The sequence below is a fragment of the Vibrio sp. LaRot3 genome (assembly GCF_027587025.1).
Lineage (GTDB): Bacteria > Pseudomonadota > Gammaproteobacteria > Enterobacterales > Vibrionaceae > Vibrio.
On the sequence record NZ_JAPPTI010000001.1, the window covers coordinates 841,428 to 857,982 of the forward strand.

The 16,555-nt window shown below is 42.4% G+C and carries 14 protein-coding genes; 8 read left to right on the top strand and 6 right to left on the bottom strand.

Annotated features, from left to right (window positions below; genetic code table 11):
- The first annotated feature begins 447 nt into the window (after positions 1 to 447).
- The 5 genes from rlmKL to rmf all read left to right on the top strand — a co-directional run bounded on the left by rlmKL (position 448) and on the right by rmf (position 6,698).
- On the top strand, positions 448 to 2,571 hold the full coding sequence (gene rlmKL / locus OH461_RS03865) for a bifunctional 23S rRNA (guanine(2069)-N(7))-methyltransferase RlmK/23S rRNA (guanine(2445)-N(2))-methyltransferase RlmL (RefSeq protein ID WP_270019304.1): 2,124 nt from the start codon (positions 448 to 450) through the stop codon (positions 2,569 to 2,571).
- Positions 2,572 to 2,604: 33 nt separating this feature from the next.
- On the top strand, positions 2,605 to 2,847 hold the full coding sequence (locus OH461_RS03870; RefSeq protein ID WP_270019305.1) for a glutaredoxin family protein: 243 nt from the start codon (positions 2,605 to 2,607) through the stop codon (positions 2,845 to 2,847).
- Positions 2,825 to 4,741: an ABC transporter ATP-binding protein gene (locus tag OH461_RS03875; protein ID WP_270019306.1), complete on the top strand. Its 1,917-nt coding sequence runs from the start codon at positions 2,825 to 2,827 to the stop codon at positions 4,739 to 4,741. The genes OH461_RS03870 and OH461_RS03875 overlap by 23 nt, the downstream gene beginning before the upstream one ends.
- A gap of 6 nt (positions 4,742 to 4,747) precedes the next feature.
- On the top strand, positions 4,748 to 6,355 hold the full coding sequence (locus OH461_RS03880; protein ID WP_270019307.1) for a DUF3466 family protein: 1,608 nt from the start codon (positions 4,748 to 4,750) through the stop codon (positions 6,353 to 6,355).
- Positions 6,356 to 6,524: 169 nt separating this feature from the next.
- On the top strand, positions 6,525 to 6,698 hold the full coding sequence (rmf, locus tag OH461_RS03885; RefSeq protein WP_270019308.1) for a ribosome modulation factor: 174 nt from the start codon (positions 6,525 to 6,527) through the stop codon (positions 6,696 to 6,698).
- A gap of 135 nt (positions 6,699 to 6,833) precedes the next feature.
- On the opposite strand, the gene fabA is transcribed toward rmf, so the two are convergent.
- Both fabA and OH461_RS03895 read right to left on the bottom strand, forming a co-directional pair.
- The gene (gene fabA, locus OH461_RS03890; RefSeq protein WP_260258492.1) at positions 6,834 to 7,352 is read right to left on the bottom strand and encodes a bifunctional 3-hydroxydecanoyl-ACP dehydratase/trans-2-decenoyl-ACP isomerase; all 519 of its coding nucleotides are present in this window, start codon (positions 7,350 to 7,352) and stop codon (positions 6,834 to 6,836) included.
- A gap of 75 nt (positions 7,353 to 7,427) precedes the next feature.
- A complete protein-coding gene (locus tag OH461_RS03895; RefSeq protein WP_270019309.1) occupies positions 7,428 to 9,074 on the bottom strand; it encodes a Lon protease family protein in 1,647 nt (548 codons plus the stop codon).
- A 199-nt stretch (positions 9,075 to 9,273) separates the two neighbouring features.
- Between OH461_RS03895 and matP the strand changes: the two genes are divergently transcribed.
- The 3 genes from matP (at position 9,274) to OH461_RS03910 (ending at position 11,768) form a co-directional block, all read left to right on the top strand.
- On the top strand, positions 9,274 to 9,723 hold the full coding sequence (matP, locus tag OH461_RS03900; RefSeq protein WP_270019310.1) for a macrodomain Ter protein MatP: 450 nt from the start codon (positions 9,274 to 9,276) through the stop codon (positions 9,721 to 9,723).
- A gap of 32 nt (positions 9,724 to 9,755) precedes the next feature.
- Positions 9,756 to 10,067, top strand: a complete 312-nt coding sequence (locus tag OH461_RS03905; protein ID WP_270019311.1) for a DUF3634 family protein — start codon at positions 9,756 to 9,758, stop codon at positions 10,065 to 10,067.
- Positions 10,068 to 10,550: 483 nt separating this feature from the next.
- Complete coding sequence (locus OH461_RS03910; RefSeq protein WP_270019312.1) at positions 10,551 to 11,768, top strand: HDOD domain-containing protein; 1,218 nt, start codon at positions 10,551 to 10,553, stop codon at positions 11,766 to 11,768.
- Positions 11,769 to 12,184: 416 nt separating this feature from the next.
- Here the strand turns inward: OH461_RS03910 and OH461_RS03915 are convergent, their stop codons facing one another.
- The 4 genes from OH461_RS03915 to OH461_RS03930 are packed head-to-tail and all read right to left on the bottom strand — an operon-like array spanning position 12,185 to position 16,552.
- Positions 12,185 to 13,234, bottom strand: coding sequence for a hypothetical protein (locus OH461_RS03915; RefSeq protein WP_270019313.1), 1,050 nt, complete (start codon positions 13,232 to 13,234; stop codon positions 12,185 to 12,187).
- 11 nt (positions 13,235 to 13,245) lie between these two features.
- Positions 13,246 to 14,466 (bottom strand): MFS transporter, encoded by a 1,221-nt coding sequence (locus tag OH461_RS03920; protein ID WP_270019314.1) that lies wholly within the window; start codon positions 14,464 to 14,466, stop codon positions 13,246 to 13,248.
- Positions 14,463 to 15,299 carry a Rossmann-like domain-containing protein gene (locus OH461_RS03925; protein WP_270019315.1) on the bottom strand — a complete coding sequence of 279 codons (837 nt, stop codon included), beginning with the start codon at positions 15,297 to 15,299 and terminating at the stop codon, positions 14,463 to 14,465. Before OH461_RS03925 ends, OH461_RS03920 begins: the two co-directional genes overlap by 4 nt.
- Complete coding sequence (locus OH461_RS03930; RefSeq protein ID WP_270019316.1) at positions 15,299 to 16,552, bottom strand: ATP-grasp domain-containing protein; 1,254 nt, start codon at positions 16,550 to 16,552, stop codon at positions 15,299 to 15,301. The genes OH461_RS03925 and OH461_RS03930 overlap by 1 nt, the downstream gene beginning before the upstream one ends.
- Positions 16,553 to 16,555: the final 3 nt, after the last annotated feature.

Here is a 16,555-nt window from a genome sequence, read left to right on the forward strand (position 1 = left end):
GCAAGATTAACTCGTCTTCTAAGTCGTTCGATATGAGCCCGATTTGCACCTAGATAGGGTGTCTCATATGTGAACAAGCTTCCAATCAAAGCTAAATTTCGTCTTATTTTTACCCACTTTTACCAAGTTGCTAATGGGGCAATTTAGAGAAAGTTCCCCAATTAAGGTGATTTGGTAATTAAATTACACTGTAAATTGGTGGTTGGTATAGACCAAAATTGATGCGAATAAGCATTCACTATCGCTAAAGCCATTGTTTTTATGTATCGAAGTTAGGTAAAAGCAGTAGATAGGTTTTGGTGTGAGGATTTACTTACAAAATGGTTGGATATTGCCTAACCAATAGGCAACTAGAGCAATTAAGCAGAGAAAAGTGTGAATGAGTTAACCCAATCGGCGGTGGGTCAGGTATAATGCGGGGTCATTTTCTACAAACATAAGAACACTATGCATCAATATCTTGCGGTTACCTCCAATGGCCTAGAAAATCTATTGGTTGATGAACTTACTAAGCTTGGGATCAGTAATGCAAAGCCAGTACAGGCGGGCGTTAAGTTTAAAGCGACCAACGAACAGATTTATCGCTGTTGTTTATGGAGCCGTTTGGCTTCGCGCTTTGTTCGTATCTTGTCGGAATTTACTTGTAAAGACGACATGGACCTATATCTGGCAACGTCTGCAGTGAACTGGGCAAATCAATTCCACAGCTCAAAGAAGTTTGTGGTTGATTTTAATGGTACTAACCGTGAGATTCGTAATAGCCAATACGGCGCAATGAAAGTAAAAGATGCGGTAGTGGATTGCTTTAACAAAAAGAATCTTCCACGACCTTCGATCAGCAAAGATCAAGCAGATCTTCGTATTCACGTTCGTTTACACCGTGATAAAGCCATATTAGGTGTTGATATGGTCGGTGGTGGCCTGCATCAGCGTGGCTACCGACCAGCTTCAGGTAAAGCGCCTCTACGTGAAACCCTAGCAGCGGCCATTATTCAGCGTAGTGGTTGGGATGATTCTAAGCCTTTCCTAGACCCTATGTGTGGTTCAGGCACATTGGTCATCGAAGCAGCAATGCTTGCTGCGAATATGGCACCAGGCGTAAAACGCCAAGCTTGGGGTTTCGAGTCGTTAGATGATTATGAGCCTGAGCTTTGGGCAGAGATTAAATCTGAAGCTGCAGTGCAAGCTCGAAAGGGTGTCAAAAAACTTGACACTAAGTTCTACGGCTTTGACAACGACGAGCGAGTGCTAAAAGTTGCTCGTGAAAATGCTCGTCGCGCAGGTGTTGAATCGTTAATCCATTTTGAATTAGGTGATGCAGCAACGCTTAAGCGTCCTGAAGGCTTTGAAAACGGTGTGATTGTATCTAACCCACCTTATGGTGAGCGTTTAGGTACTCATCCTGGCCTTATTGCGCTATACACAGCATTTGGTGCACAACTGAAGAACGAATTCGGTGGTTGCCAAGCTTCAATCTTCTCTAGCTCAGACGAGCTGCTATCTTGCTTGCGTATGCGTGCTGATAAGCAATACAAGATGAATAATGGTGCGTTACCTTGTCACCAAAAGAATTACTTTATGACCAGCCGTGCAGCGGAAACTACAGGTGACAATGTCACTGAATCTGCGGTTGCACCGGACTTTGCTAACCGTCTTAAGAAGAATATTGGCAAAATTGGTAAATGGGCGCGCAAAGAACAACTAGATTGCTACCGAATCTACGATGCAGACCTACCTGAATATAATGTAGCGATCGATGTTTACCTTGATAACCTTGTTATTCAAGAGTACGCAGCTCCTAAAGATGTTCCCGAAGAGAAGGCTAAGCGCCGCTTGACGGATATCATTCGTGCCGCAATTCAAGTAACAGGCACAGACGCTAACAAAGTTGTCCTAAAGGTGCGTGAGAAACAGAAAGGCCGTTCCCAGTATCAAAAACTCTCTCAAGAGTCTGAGCGACTAGAAGTTAACGAATATGGCGTGAAGCTGATTGTTAACCTACATGACTATTTAGATACAGGTTTGTTCTTAGATCATAAGATCACTCGTCGTCGTCTTGGTGAAATGGCTCAGGGTAAAGATTTCTTAAACCTGTTTGCTTACACGGGTTCTGCAACGGTTCATGCAGCTTGCGGCGGTGCTCGTTCTACAACGACGGTCGATATGTCGAATACCTACCTTGAGTGGGCAAGAGACAACATGAAACTGAATGGCCAAGTGGGTCGTCAGCATCAATACGAACAGGCAGATTGCCTACAGTGGTTAGAGAAGGCGAATGGCAATTACGATCTTATCTTTATCGATCCGCCAACGTTCTCAAACTCAAAACGTATGGAGCAGTCATTTGATGTTCAGCGCGATCACATCCAGCTGATGACTAACTTGAAGCGTCTGCTACGTGAAGGGGGAACGATCGTGTTCTCTAACAACAAGCGTCACTTTAAGATGGATTTGGACGCTTTAGCTGAACTTGGCCTAGAAGCGAAGAACATTTCTTCTCAAACACTACCACTTGATTTCGGCCGTAATAAGCACATCCACAACTGTTGGATCGTGACCCATAAAGGCTGATTCAGTTAGTAAGCGAATAACAAGGAGTTGAGCTTGATAACCCTCTATAGTACGCAAGAGTGCCATCTGTGTGAGATGGCATTTGATTTAACCAAACAAGTTGGCATTAGCCAACGAGTGGAAAAGGTCGATATCGCATTAGATAACGAGCTGTTTCTTCGTTACGGCGTCACTATTCCGGTATTAAAATACCAACAGAGCGAGCTCAACTGGCCTTTTGATAAACAACAATTACAAATTTGGTTAGACAATAATGGCATTACTTACCATACATAATGGCTTATTAGCGTTTGGCGATCGTCCATTGCTTGATAACGCTGATTTTGCTCTTCAAGAAAACGAACGCGTGTGTCTTGTTGGACGTAACGGCGCAGGTAAATCCACCTTAATGAAGGTACTCGCCGGTGATGTAATCATGGATGATGGTAAGTTAACCATTAACCAAGATGTTGTCGTTTCGCGTTTAGAGCAAGACCCACCGCGTAATGAAGAAGGCACGGTGTTTGACTACGTGTCTGAAGGTTTAGCGGAGATTGGTCAACAGCTTAAGATCTATCAAGATCAGCTCGATCTCATTGCGGAAGACCCAAGCGAAAAGAACATCAATAAGCTGGCTCGAATCCAAGAGCAACTTGAGCACACAGGTGCTTGGCGCTTTGAAGACCGTATTAAAAACGTTTTAGATGCATTAAAACTGGATGGTCACACTAAGCTGACGGATTTATCCGGTGGTTGGCAGCGAAAGGCAGCATTAGCACGTGCATTGGCTCGTGACCCTGATGTATTGCTTCTTGATGAACCGACTAACCACTTGGATGTTACGACCATTGAATGGTTAGAAGGCTTCCTTAAGGATTTCCGCGGCTCAATTATCTTTATTTCTCACGACCGTGCATTTATTAAATCGATGGCAACACGTATTGTCGATCTTGATAGAGGTCAGCTTGCCTCTTTCCCGGGTAATTACGATCTGTATCTTATCGATAAAGAAGAAATGCTTCGTGTCGAAGAGATGCAAAATGCCGAGTTTGATAAAAAACTCGCTCAAGAAGAAGTTTGGATTCGTCAGGGCATCAAAGCTCGCCGTACTCGTAATGAAGGGCGCGTAAGAGCTCTTAAGAAGCTGCGAGAAGAACGCAGTGACCGCAGAGAAGTTCAAGGCAAGGCGAACATTCAAATTGATGATGCGTCTCGTTCGGGCAAAATTGTGTTTGAAGCGCAGAATGTATCTTATGCCATTGATGGTAAGCAGATTGTTTCTGATTTCTCATTCAATATTATGCGTGGGGACAAAATCGCATTGATTGGACCTAACGGCTGCGGTAAGAGTACGTTATTAAAGCTTTTACTTGGCTCTCTAACGCCAGATTCTGGTCGCTTACATTGCGGTACGAAGCTTGAAGTGGCGTATTTTGACCAATATCGTGAAATCTTAGACCCAGAAAAAACGGTTATTGATAACCTCGCCGATGGTAAGCAAGAGGTGACAGTCAATGGTCGTCAGCGTCACGCGTTAAGTTATCTGCAAGATTTCTTATTTGCGCCGCATCGAGCGAGAACTCCAGTTAAAGCATTGTCTGGTGGTGAGAAAAACCGTTTACTATTGGCGCGAATCTTCCTAAAACCTAATAACCTGTTGGTGCTAGATGAACCAACTAACGATCTAGATATCGAAACTTTGGAACTTTTAGAGGATTTGCTTGCCAATTATCAGGGTACGTTGCTTTTAGTGAGTCACGATCGTCAGTTTGTAGATAACACAGTAATGGCTAGTTGGATATTTGAAGGTGAGGGTGTTATTGAAGAATTTGCTGGTGGCTATCATGATGCTCAGCAGCAGCGTGCGCAGGTAAAACAGTCTCGTGAGATTGAAAAACCAACAAAAACACCGCAAGTGGTTGAGGCAAGTCTCAAAACTGCTCCGGTAAAAAGTAAGTCGAAGAAGTTATCCTATAAACTACAGCGCGAGCTTGAAGCACTGCCTGCAAAATTAGAACAACTTGAAGTTGATATTGAAGATTTGCAGCAAACAGTAAACAGTGCAGATTTCTTTACCAAGCCCGTTGAGGAGACTCAACCAATATTAGATAAGTTATCTGCTGTAGAGCAGGAGCTTGAAATTGCTTTTGAACGCTGGGAAGAGTTAGAAGCAATGCAACAGGAAAGTTAAAAATCAATGAGAAGTAACGTATTAAAAGTATCGGCACTTGCCGCAACCATCGCAGCATCTTTTGGCGCACAGGCAGCAGTCTATGAAGTGCATAAATATACACCAGTAGATGGTGCTATTACTTATGGCGTGGCTGTAAAAGAAGATGCGAGTTCAGATTGTTGGACTAATTCTGGCACGGATTGTAATACTGATGCTAACGCTAATTCTTTTGTTATCGCGGCTGAAACTAAAAAAATGGCAGAAGGTTTTAGCTTTAGAGATGAGATGCCTTACCTTTGGAACCTTGGCTTCGCAAACGATGACAGCCAAAGTGAATTTGAAAGTTATTGTAATGCTTATCTTGGCTACAACAGTTCCCTTTGTTCTAAATGGGGGCTTGAACAATGGTCCGGCTACGATTACGAGCTAAACACCGCTAAAGATAACTCAATCGCTTATGTTAGCCCTAGCAATAGTCCATTTAATAGCATTACTACAAACGCAGTAATCAACTCTTTTGATGCTTCTGGCAACGTTATCGGTAATCGATATAATGCTAACAACACGGTCAGAAATCAGGCTTTTGATGATACAAGTCTGATCGCGCTGGCAAATTCAAGTACTCAGAGATCACATGCTTGGGCTGCGCTTGATGATACTAAGAGATACATTGTAGGTAGTTTGTCGACTCAGATTGGTTCTAATGATGAGTACAGTTCAAAAGCAACAGTATGGGAAGACGGTACAGCTTTTAGTGCTAACTGGGAGTTTTCAGACCAGAATAATGTAAAAAGTGGTGATGAAATTGCGCAAGGTAGCATGAGAGACATCGCATTGCACAATGCTAAGCGCTATGGTGTCGGATACAATGCTGATACTGGGTACCGTCCTGTAGCAAGTGTTTTCGATATCTCTGATCCGTCAAACATAACTACAAACTATATCGATAGATTTAAGTCCGATGATTATTTGAATTCGGTCATTCATGTTGCTAATAACAATGGTATTGCCGTTGGTACAGTAAAATACGCGATTTCAAATCAAAACTCGTACTCGAACGCTCTATTTTACTTAAATGATATCTCAAACCCAGATAGTTCATACGCTGATTTTTCCGGCAGCCTCTTCTTTGGCGGCGCAAATGGTCAAGCTGGTGGACTAAATGACAAAAATGAGTTTGTCGGTCAAATAGACTTCGAGCGTCATAACGAGAGTAACAATGGTAAACCTCGAGCAAAACGAGCTTTTGCCACTGTAATCGGAAGCAAAGCATTGTCTAATGCTGCATTTAAAAATGGGGCTTATTATTTAGACGACCTAACTTATGGTCTTGAGAGTAATAACGCATATCGTATTTTTGATGCAACAGATATCAACGAAGCCAGTGTCATTTCAGGCACCGCGTACTACTGCCCAGGCGGCTATGACTCATATGCTATTGACGCGACTTGTAATGGTGGAGCTGCTAGCTCTGAACAGGTTGTGGCGGTTAAGCTAATTCCTATTCAAGGAACTACGGCTGCGAATATTCAATCTCGCCCTCAAGAAGAGGTGACGGTTGAACGTCAAGGTGCTTCATTAGGTTGGTTAGCACTTGGTCTGTTAGGTGTCTTAGGTTTTAGAAGAAAATAACAGATAAAATTGTAAACTAGAGCACAGCTTCACAAAAATGAAGCTGTGCTTTTTTTATCGCTTGAGAAAGGGCGGATTTTGGTCGATTCTGTAATAGTGGAGAAACAAAACCTCCACACTATTTTAATAGTAGTACGTTAGAAAACACTTATTGTATGAGGACGACACTATGAAGAGACAAAAGCGTGACCGCTTAGAACGAGCGCAATCACAAGGATACAAAGCTGGTGTTAATGGCCGTTCGATGGAAACGTGCCCGTACCAGCAGATGGACGCTCGTTCATATTGGTTAGGCGGTTGGCGTGACGCCAGAGAAGATAAACAGGCTGGCCTCTATAAATAATTAAGGCTCTTCGCATACAACAAAAGGAATCTTTAGCCCCGAAAGGGGCTTTTTAATATCAACCTCACGCACTATAACTAAATGTTTTGCTCAATAAAAAGCGACTCAAGTGAGTCGCTCTAAAAACTAAATCTTTTAGAAGGCCGAAGTATCTTGGAAAAGGCCAACTTTAAGATCTTTCGCTACGTAGATTTCTTTACCGTCTACTAGCACACGACCATCTGCTAAGCCCATAACCAAACGGCGGTTAACAACGCGCTTCATGTGAATTTCGTAAGTCACTTTTTTCGCTGTAGGTAGGATTTGACCCGTGAATTTCACTTCACCAACACCAAGTGCGCGGCCTTTGCCTTTACCGCCAACCCAGCCTAGGTAGAAACCAACAAGCTGCCACATTGCATCAAGGCCAAGACAGCCCGGCATTACTGGGTCGCCAGGGAAGTGGCAATCAAAGAACCATAGATCAGGGGTAATATCTAATTCTGCAAGGATTAAACCTTTACCAAAATCACCCTCAGTTTCTGACATTTTAGTGATGCGATCCATCATCAGCATGTTAGGTGCAGGAAGCTGTGGGTAGCCTTCGCCAAATAGTTCACCTTGGCTAGAAGCTAATAAATCATCGCGATTGTAAGAGTCACGTTTGTTTTGCATTATCAATTACTCCAATATTTGATAGCTGCATATTAGTGAACACGTGTACGCTAAACAACGCTGACCAGTCGTTTATCAACGATTTAGCCAACATTTTAGACGTTCCACGATACCTTGTGGCTGTTCGTGTCGTTCAAAATTCTCAATCCGTTGTGCAATCTTGCTCACAACACTGGTCTCGTCATCACCACGGAATGGTTTACCCATTATGATTGGAATTGCGTGGTCAACGGTTTCTACTGACCAAATATGGAACTCATCGTTCTGAATACTATGAACGACGTCTTTATCTAAAGCTAAGTGCTTCAAGTTAGACTTAGGCAAGATAACGCCTTGTTTACCTGTAAAGCCTTGGTGTTTACACACGCGATAGAAGCCTTCGATTTTTTCGTTTAAGCCACCAACCGCTTGTACGCGACCAAATTGGTCAACCGCGCCGGTAACTGCAATTTGTTGGTCGATAGGGTACTCAGATAATGCACTTACAAAAGAACATAGCTCTGCAAGCGTGGCACTATCTCCATCCACTTCGCAGTAAGACTGCTCGAATACCACTGAGGCCGAATACGGCAGTGGTTCTTCTAAGTTTAACGCTGCACTTACGAACGCCTGCATGATCATCATGCCTTTAGCGTGTAGGTTACCACCAAGTTCAGCTTTACGTTCTACGTCTGAAATATCGCCATCACCGAAGTGGATAACACATGAGATACGCGCTGGTTCACCGTAAGAGAGTGGGTGGCCTGGAACATCAATAACCGTGAGACCATTGACCTGACCAACACATTCACCTTGGGTTTCAATAATAACTTGGCCATCGGTTATGTCTGATAGTGCACGCTCTGGTAAGTAAGATTCACGCGCGTATTTCGCATCAATAGCTTTATCAAGATCGGCAGCGCTAAATTCAGGCTGAGAAGTAAACAACTGGGCTTGCTCGAACAGCGATAGATACCACAGGATGTCTAATGGCATGTAGCGTTGGTCTTCAGTAAGACGAGCCCCCGCAACCATAAGGCGATGAATCGACTCCGCGTTTAAGCTAGGCAACTGATAGGATTGAGTTAACCAAGCCAAATAGCCCAGATAATTCTCAATACTTTGTGAGGTTAGGTTAATTTCTTGTTCGACTTCCGTATAGAGAGCCAATCCTGCATAAAGGTCGGGCTCCAAGAACTCTAACTCGGCGATTTGGTCACGGTCACCGACAATTATGAGTTTCGTTTGATAACTCTTACTAGGGACGTCTAAAGCAGGCTTGCTCTTGTCGCTGTTTATTGGGCTAACACTGTCACCTAGCAACACCGATTTAAGTGTTTGCCACGAAGCAGGATTCGCAAGCAGCAAATTCACCGAGACAACTAGATAGCCATTTGGAGCTTGGTCAAGTAAGCCCGGCTTTTGGAATTGAAGTTCGCCTTTATCATCAGCGCGATAGCAACCAAGAAGGGCTTGAATGTCGAGCGTCTCGCTAGTAATGACATCTTGACTGGTTTGGTTCTTTATAGAGTGCGCAATGAGCTTTCGATAAAATGCGTTATCGGTTGAATTAATGACTAAAACTCGGCTTAAGCCGTTTAAAGTAGTAAATGTAGTGATCGCATTTTTAAGTCGCGGTTGAATATTGATGAAGTCAATTTTCGGTAATGTGGCAAATGTACTAATAACATCATCAAAATCAGTGTATTGTGGCGTAACTGAACGCCAGTTTTCTTGAATCATGGATTACTTTCATTTACTTGAAAAAGGTCAGAAATTATATAGAAAAACGCGACAACGTTACACTCCCAATTCGCGCTTTGCGATTGATTAACAACTTAGGTCAATTACAATGATCTTGGTCGCTAAATCACAGGTTGTGATTGTATCAAAATAGGACTTGGGTTACGCTGTCACTCTACCAGTAACGGAATCATATATCATGAAATATCAGCAGCTTGAAAACCTTGAATGTGGTTGGAAATGGAAATACCTAATAAAGAAATGGAAAGAGGGTGAAAAAATCACTCGCCATATTGATAGCAGCGAAGATAGCGCGGCGGTTGAAGCATTACGTGGTATTGAACATGATCCGACAAAAGTGCTGGAGTGGATTGAGCTACACATGTCTGCAGAGTTAGACAACAAGTTAAAGCAAGCGATTAGAGCCAAACGCAAACGTCACTTTAACGCAGAGCAAATTCATACTAAGAAAAAATCCATCGACTTAGATTATCGAGTATGGGAAAAGCTGTCTTACCGCGCCAATGAACTAGGTTGTACTCTGTCAGATGCCATTGAATACTTATTATCCGAAGCGTCCCGCAGTGAGAAGGCATCACAAACTGTTTCTAGCTTAAAAGAAGATTTGAGTAAGCTATTGTCTGACTAAACTTTTCTCTGACTAAAGTAAGGAGTAGCGCTATGGTTTATGTACTCGTCATTGCTGCAATCGTCATCTTTTGGTTGGTAGCAATTGATAGACCCGTTTTAAAGGTCAGCTTTAAGCAAGGTGAAATTGATAAAGTGAAAGGGCACTTTCCTGCAAAGTTTCGCCAAAATGTTACTGAGATCTGCGCTAAACAAGCTTTTGATGGTGAGCTAAAGGTCTATATGCTTCGCACTGGTCCAAAGCTTGTCTTCTCTAACCAAACGCCTAAGAAAATCCAGCAGCGAATTCGTAACGTTTTTCCACATCAAGGCTTCACGAGTAAAGGCTCAAAAAAAGCAGGCTAATATCACTCTCAATTACATTGCTAGCTTTTGCTTGCCGCATACGCATTGTTTAGTCCACCAATAGAGCAGGTTCGATAGTAATCTGATGTTGGAGGTAAGCAATGCGCATATTCATATTTATCATTATCTTTCTATTCTCCAAATCCGTGTTATCAGATGACGCCGCACGCAATAAAATCGCCAAAAAGATCAAATATAAGATAGAACTCAAACTAAAAAAGCAAGTTAACTTAACTGGCTTTTGCGATGTGTACATAGAGATGGAACATCGGAAAAACAAAGCGGTGGTTGTGTCGGTAAAAGGGAACGGTGATCATCATGTTTGCAAGATCAGTAAAAACGCAATCAAACTTGGCAGCTCTTACCAGTATCAATATCCTGAGAAATTAATACGCTTGCACATTGTCCCATAAGGTCTGTGACGTGAACGATGTGTTACACTTATTTGTAGTAAAGTAAAAGAGACCATCAAGAGCCATCCGTTTGCTAGTTACAAACAAAAAATACACAGACGAAGCGAAAGCTATTGCAACAAAAGTGACCGAGCTTAACCGAGAACGCCATGCTAAATGGCTGGTTAATATGAAGTACGTGCTGGATCAATCCGATGTTGACGCAACGCTTAGCCGGCAAGCTGACTTTTGTGAAAGTGTCATATTTAATGAAAAAGAGCGCGTGACAGACAATCAACGTTTGCTGCTTGAATGCGAATCTGAACGAGTAAAAGAGCGCCGAAAGGAACAAGCGGATCGCCAGAACCTCTATAAGTTTGTGGTTGATGATGTCGGAAAATACGCCGAAAAACTGTTTCTAGAACGACTACAAAATTCAGATTCTTATCAGCTATTTAATCGCTTCCCAGACCTTAGTCACTTCATATCGATTGCCTATTCTCCTTCACTGAATTTCTCAAAACTCGCTACATTAACCACCAATGATAAGCAGCTAAATGACAATGTCATTGCCTTGGTCAACAATCCTAGATTTTGTAGCAGGCTAGGGAAGTCTAGTCGCGAGATCGTCGATATAAAAATGGCGATTGGTACGCTAGGTATTGATAACAGTCGATTGTTAATGCCAATTCTCATGGCCAAGCCATTACTAAAATGGCATGACAACGTAACAAAATCAATCGCACCTAAGTTGTGGCAACATACGATATTAACTGCCAATGTTAGTCGGCTTAGAATGCAGCAAGCTGGAATTAAAAAGCCCGAACAAGGCATCATGCTTGGTATCTTACGCACAATCGGCCATTTTGCGATTGTGAACCATTTTCCTCAGATTTTTGAAGACGCGCTGATTGAGCGCATGCAGCATTATAGGAATAACAACATGCGCGAGGAATATTACGCGTGTGCTGAAGTAAAACCGATAATGAGCGTGTTACCGAAAGCCATATTAAAGTTAGAGAAAACCATTACGCGTAACATCATCAATGAGCTTGAATGGGAACCGGCAAACATTCATCTCAAACTTGCGCTTGAACAAGACTTGGATGACTTGCCAATTTTAGAGCGCAACGAACATTCGATAGCGTTGGCCCAAGCAAAGACGTATTCAATGTTTGATGGTTTAGATCGCAGTGGCGTCTTTGTTGATAAACATAAACCATTTTGGTTTGCCAATGTGCAGATGCCGCCATCCGCGCTAATGGAAGTTCGAAACTCGAACCCAGGCAAAGTGGAACTGATTAAGTAGATAGTGAGCCTCGCAATTAGCGAGGTTTTTAGTGTACACAGATTTAAATCTGAGGCTAATGACTGCCAGAACAAGTATAGATTTCACGTACAGGCGCGATAATTCGGTTATATTTCAGTTCGCATTATGTATATTATGTTAAATGGTGTGTTCATGAATGCGTAATCTAATGCTCTGCTATTCACAACGCCCTTGCTTTTTGGTTCTGCCACTTAACATAACTGATTTACCATAAAATACTTAATAATCAGTTATTTAATTAATTATTAAATAACTGATTATTAATGGCTGTTTGCTCAATCATTAAAACATCATCTGTGTTTTGATTGCTTAGCCGCGGTTTGGTTTTGTCTTTAGTATGTCTGTGTTCAAACGACACGTTTATGTGTGTCGTTCTTTGTGTTTGCTTCACCTGATTATTGGAAGCTGATCCTCATGATTTTGTCCTGGCTGATGTCATTGAATGTGCCTTCAAACTCTTGGTCTTTTTTTTCTACAGCCCATTCTATTTTTCCGGACTCCGAAGTTTCATCGAATCTAAGTTTGGTATCGCTCACTTTTTCAAACGATACGCGTATTGGTGTTTGATATTTGTTGTACCAGTACACCCAGTCGTCATATCTCGTGCTCACGATTGTTATTGGGTACTTGGCTATCTTTCCGTGGTAAACGCCGTAAAGTGTCTTGCGAGGTAAATTTGCTACTTTCTGATTGGAAAGATACTGTTTCCCTTCGTGTGTCATGTATTGACTGAGTTCTTGAAAAGAAAATGTATTGGAGAAGTTGCCTATTTCATCTAACGCTCGTGATGCATGGTTAGAGCAGCGTCCGTGTTCAATCGTTAACGTACCCTCATGCGTATAAAAACGGGTGTCTTTGTCTAATGTGTGAAAAGCTTTTATGTCCTGATAGCAGTCATTGTACATATTGTAGGTGGCAATATCCCAATCATCAGCGGTGCTACTAGGTTCGTTTGCAATATACGGTTTTATTCGCTCAATATTAAGGGTTTGAATGCGCTTCTCTAGTTGCCTAAGCCCATCTTTTGATAATAGATCTATTAGCGTAACTGGTTGCCCGCTATAGTTGTCAAACAATGTGCTATTAGAGAAGTATTCGCAGTAAGCACCACATGAGTCTCCTTGGATCGTAATCTGAATATAGTTAGTAAACTGTTCTACTTTGTGTTCATACAAGCTGTAAACACTTCGATATTCATCATCAAATCTGAGCGGATTGGTCGATTTGGAGGCAAAAACTTCACGTTTGAGTGGTGTTTCGAAGTACCTATATTGCAGATAAGTGTTTATCGTCTCTGCACTATGAGGGTATGCATCGGAGATCACGTAAGGAAAATGTGAGTTATCAATTTCTGGGTGCTTTAAGTCTTGTATCGTAAATGTGTTCGCCGAGGCGATAAATGGAACGAGTGCAAGCAATGATATAGATGAACGAAATTGTGTCATATGTATTATTTCTAGTTGGTAACATGCCTAGCAGCTCTATCTCTTTGACTTGCAAATAAATAAAGCATTCCGATAGCGCAAATTGTACCAATCAATGCGAAGCAAACCCAAGGTAACCATTGAGGAAATGTCGGTGGCTGCTCTAAAAAAGCTTTATCATATAGCCAGCCGCCAACCATGTTCCCTAACCCGCCACCGATTGCTAGGCTCAACATACTGATGCCAATGAAACTTGCTACAGCGTCACTTTTAGCGAACGATGCGGTTAGGTTTTGTTGCGTTGGCCTAGTTAATAGTGCTCCTATCGAGAAAATGGCTACATTGGTTAAGAATAGAAGATAGCTTTGCTCGAATCCCGCTACGGATAAACAAGCGACAGACATAAGTGCAATACCGATAATCAAGATGCTCGAATCACTGCAATATTTTTGCATCCACTTAACTAAAGGATATTGGAGCACTACAGTAATAAGAGCGCTGACGGCGAACATTATCCCTACGCTTGATCGATCCTCGGTAATCTGCTCTATGAATAGCGGGAAGGTAATGTTTATTTGCATCGATACAAACCAGTAACCAGTCATTAGAATCAGAAACAGGAAAAATGGCTTGTTCTCTTTGTTCCAAATATCTGATTTTCCGGATTTGTCTTTTGCTTCTTCTGGATTGTCGAGAGAGTTTGGAATTGTCTTTATAGCGAGAATAAAGTTCACGATGAAGCATCCGCCCGCGACATAACAAACAGTGGCGAAATTGATGTCGATGAGTAAAGCACCAATCAATGGACCTACAGTCGTCCCTACTCCCACAACCCAGTTACTGAGTACGTAGAAATGAGATCTTTGTTCTTGAGTGGTAAGCTTGATTATGGCTGCTTGGTAAGGTGTTTCAAATAGTGCGCCGCCAATTGCAGAGAGACATAGGCCAAAGAACAATTGCCACGTATCGGTTGCCCACGCAAGGAAGATAAATCCGAACGCTCGAATGAGCAATCCAAACAGGAGCAAAGGCTTTATCCCAACGCGATCTGCGATAAAGCCACTGATGACACTTAGCCCTTGTTGTGTGAATTGTCGCACCGCTAAAGCGAGCCCAACGACCGCAGCTGCCATGCCGAGGTCGTTGACAAAATACACCGTCACCAAAGGCATCAACATAGTGAAGCCAACTACCATAAACAACGTGTAAAATAGTAGGCTCATTAATGCGGGGCTTAAGGTGTGTTTATTCATGAAGCTCTATCGCCTGCCTTTACGCTAAATAATTGGTAAACAGGCGTTTCTTCTGCACTAAACTGAGAAAACGGAAAGGTTTCAGCTAGTAGATTATGTACCCCATTCCCCATAAATTGCTTAGCAATGTTAGCTCCGGTCTGCGCATAGATGGTTAACGGCTTCCCTGATACCCGAGACCATTGAACGAGTTGGTCAAAGCTTCCATTTGATAGTGTCATTCCGGTCGCAATGATTTGATCTGAACGTTCAAAAAGTGCAGTCATTTCTTTTTCGACAGTAATGCCAGAAGCTGTTTTCTCCATATTAAAATCGCATGGAAGGCAGATCGCGCCCTGCTCTGCTATTGCTTCAACTAACGGATTGACAACGCCAATTAAGCCAACGGTTTCATTGGTTTTACATCGCAGCATTTCAACAATATAACGATCTCTTTGGATGGCTCTTTCGATTGGTGTTCCCAACTCTAAGGTTCTTCGCTCAGCGATGGGTTCACTCCGTAAGGGGGTAAGGTTACCTAAATAGGCATCAAGAGCTGCAACTTTGACAACTAATGAGTCATGCTGGAGCAGTGTTGCGATGCTTTCCCCTGACAGGTTTGCGATGGTATTTCGATCTACTTGATTTTGTTCTATGCAGCAGGCACCAAAACTCGTTCCAACTCTAAACACAATGTATCGATTAAAGTAGCGGTGGGACGTAGTAGGAAACTGCGTTGTTTGAACGATATCAAATGCACCGGTAGCATAAATTTGGTTTGGATCTTCGCCAAGCTTACCTTGTAATGCCGCATTAATCATATCGTCGACAGTATTGAAGTGAAATTGAAGCATTATTCCACCTCTACACTGAGTTGATTGATTAGCTGCTCGGCGATTTTCCTAGCGCCCTTACCACTTTTATCAAAGGTGATGACATGGCCTAGGTAGGTCGCATTATCGATCGCAGGCTCGACCGTTTTACCAACCAGATCTTCAAATTGGAAACGATGTACTTTGTCATGTTGCTCAAGTTTTGAAATACCATTGACCTGTTGAATGATGCCAGATTGATGAGGAACGTAGAACTGAACGGCGGCACTTTGGCATTGGGTAGTTTTGGTTTCAACGTCTGGCTTAATATTTAGCGCAAGTTCAATATGCGCCTTTAATACATCAAACCCTGTTACTATCTCCATTAACTCCGCTATATAGTTTCCGCCAGGGCGTGAATTAATCTCAACGATCTTTGGTCCTTCTGGCGTGAGCTTCACTTCTGTATGGGATAGACCATGGTCATGTCCAACAGCTTTCAGGGTTTTAAGTACCAGATCAGTTATCTGTTTGGCTTGGCTCTCTTCAATATCTGCGGGGAACATGTGCCCGTTTTCAATGAAAAATGGTTCACCAGTAATGCTCTTATCGGTGATGCCTAAAATAGTGGTTTCACCTCGGAAGGTGCAGGCTTCAACACTGTACTCTTCACCAGCCATGTACTCTTCTAAAAGCCATAACGGCTCTCGCCTCTGCTCTCGAAAGTTAACTTTCATCTCATCGATATCAGAAAATGCTTGCTTGAGCTCTGACTCATTATTGATAAGCGCAACCAGCGCACTAGAAGCTAAATCGGATGGTTTCATAACCAAGGGGTAACCTAATTGCTTAGCTGCGCTTAGTGTTTCTTCCCAGTTGTAGGCGACGTTATATTTACAATTAGGTAGGTTTGCATCATCAATGAGTTGTCGTACGCGATGCTTCTTCCTTACTTGCGCTACGTTTGACGAAAAGGCTTGAGGTAAGTCTAATGCTTTAGCAACAGCTGAAATAGCGTCTACGTAGTAATCACAAACAGTTAAGATGCCATCAAATTTAAGTACTTCATGCTGTTTTTGTAGGAAAGGAATCAAGATATCTGGGTCATTGGTTTCACATGTCAGTATGTGATCGGCCAATTCAAAAATGGGATGAATCTTGTTAGTTCTATCGTCACAGTAATGGCTTTTGTTTCGCGTTACAAAGGTGAATTTGTGGCCTAGTGCTCGTATTTTTTTCGGTAACAAATGCCCTGTTCCAAATACCCAGTTTTCTAGTACTAATAAATGTGCCATGTG

Coding starts and splice junctions, on each gene's coding strand:
- rlmKL (WP_270019304.1), top strand. CDS start 448: ATGCATCAATATCTTGCGGTTACCTCCAATGGCCTAGAAAATCTATTG.
- OH461_RS03875 (WP_270019306.1), top strand. CDS start 2,825: ATGGCATTACTTACCATACATAATGGCTTATTAGCGTTTGGCGATCGT.
- OH461_RS03880 (WP_270019307.1), top strand. CDS start 4,748: ATGAGAAGTAACGTATTAAAAGTATCGGCACTTGCCGCAACCATCGCA.
- rmf (WP_270019308.1), top strand. CDS start 6,525: ATGAAGAGACAAAAGCGTGACCGCTTAGAACGAGCGCAATCACAAGGA.
- fabA (WP_260258492.1), bottom strand. CDS start 7,352: ATGCAAAACAAACGTGACTCTTACAATCGCGATGATTTATTAGCTTCT.
- OH461_RS03895 (WP_270019309.1), bottom strand. CDS start 9,074: ATGATTCAAGAAAACTGGCGTTCAGTTACGCCACAATACACTGATTTT.
- matP (WP_270019310.1), top strand. CDS start 9,274: ATGAAATATCAGCAGCTTGAAAACCTTGAATGTGGTTGGAAATGGAAA.
- OH461_RS03905 (WP_270019311.1), top strand. CDS start 9,756: ATGGTTTATGTACTCGTCATTGCTGCAATCGTCATCTTTTGGTTGGTA.
- OH461_RS03915 (WP_270019313.1), bottom strand. CDS start 13,234: ATGACACAATTTCGTTCATCTATATCATTGCTTGCACTCGTTCCATTT.
- OH461_RS03920 (WP_270019314.1), bottom strand. CDS start 14,466: ATGAATAAACACACCTTAAGCCCCGCATTAATGAGCCTACTATTTTAC.
- OH461_RS03925 (WP_270019315.1), bottom strand. CDS start 15,299: ATGCTTCAATTTCACTTCAATACTGTCGACGATATGATTAATGCGGCA.
- OH461_RS03930 (WP_270019316.1), bottom strand. CDS start 16,552: ATGGCACATTTATTAGTACTAGAAAACTGGGTATTTGGAACAGGGCAT.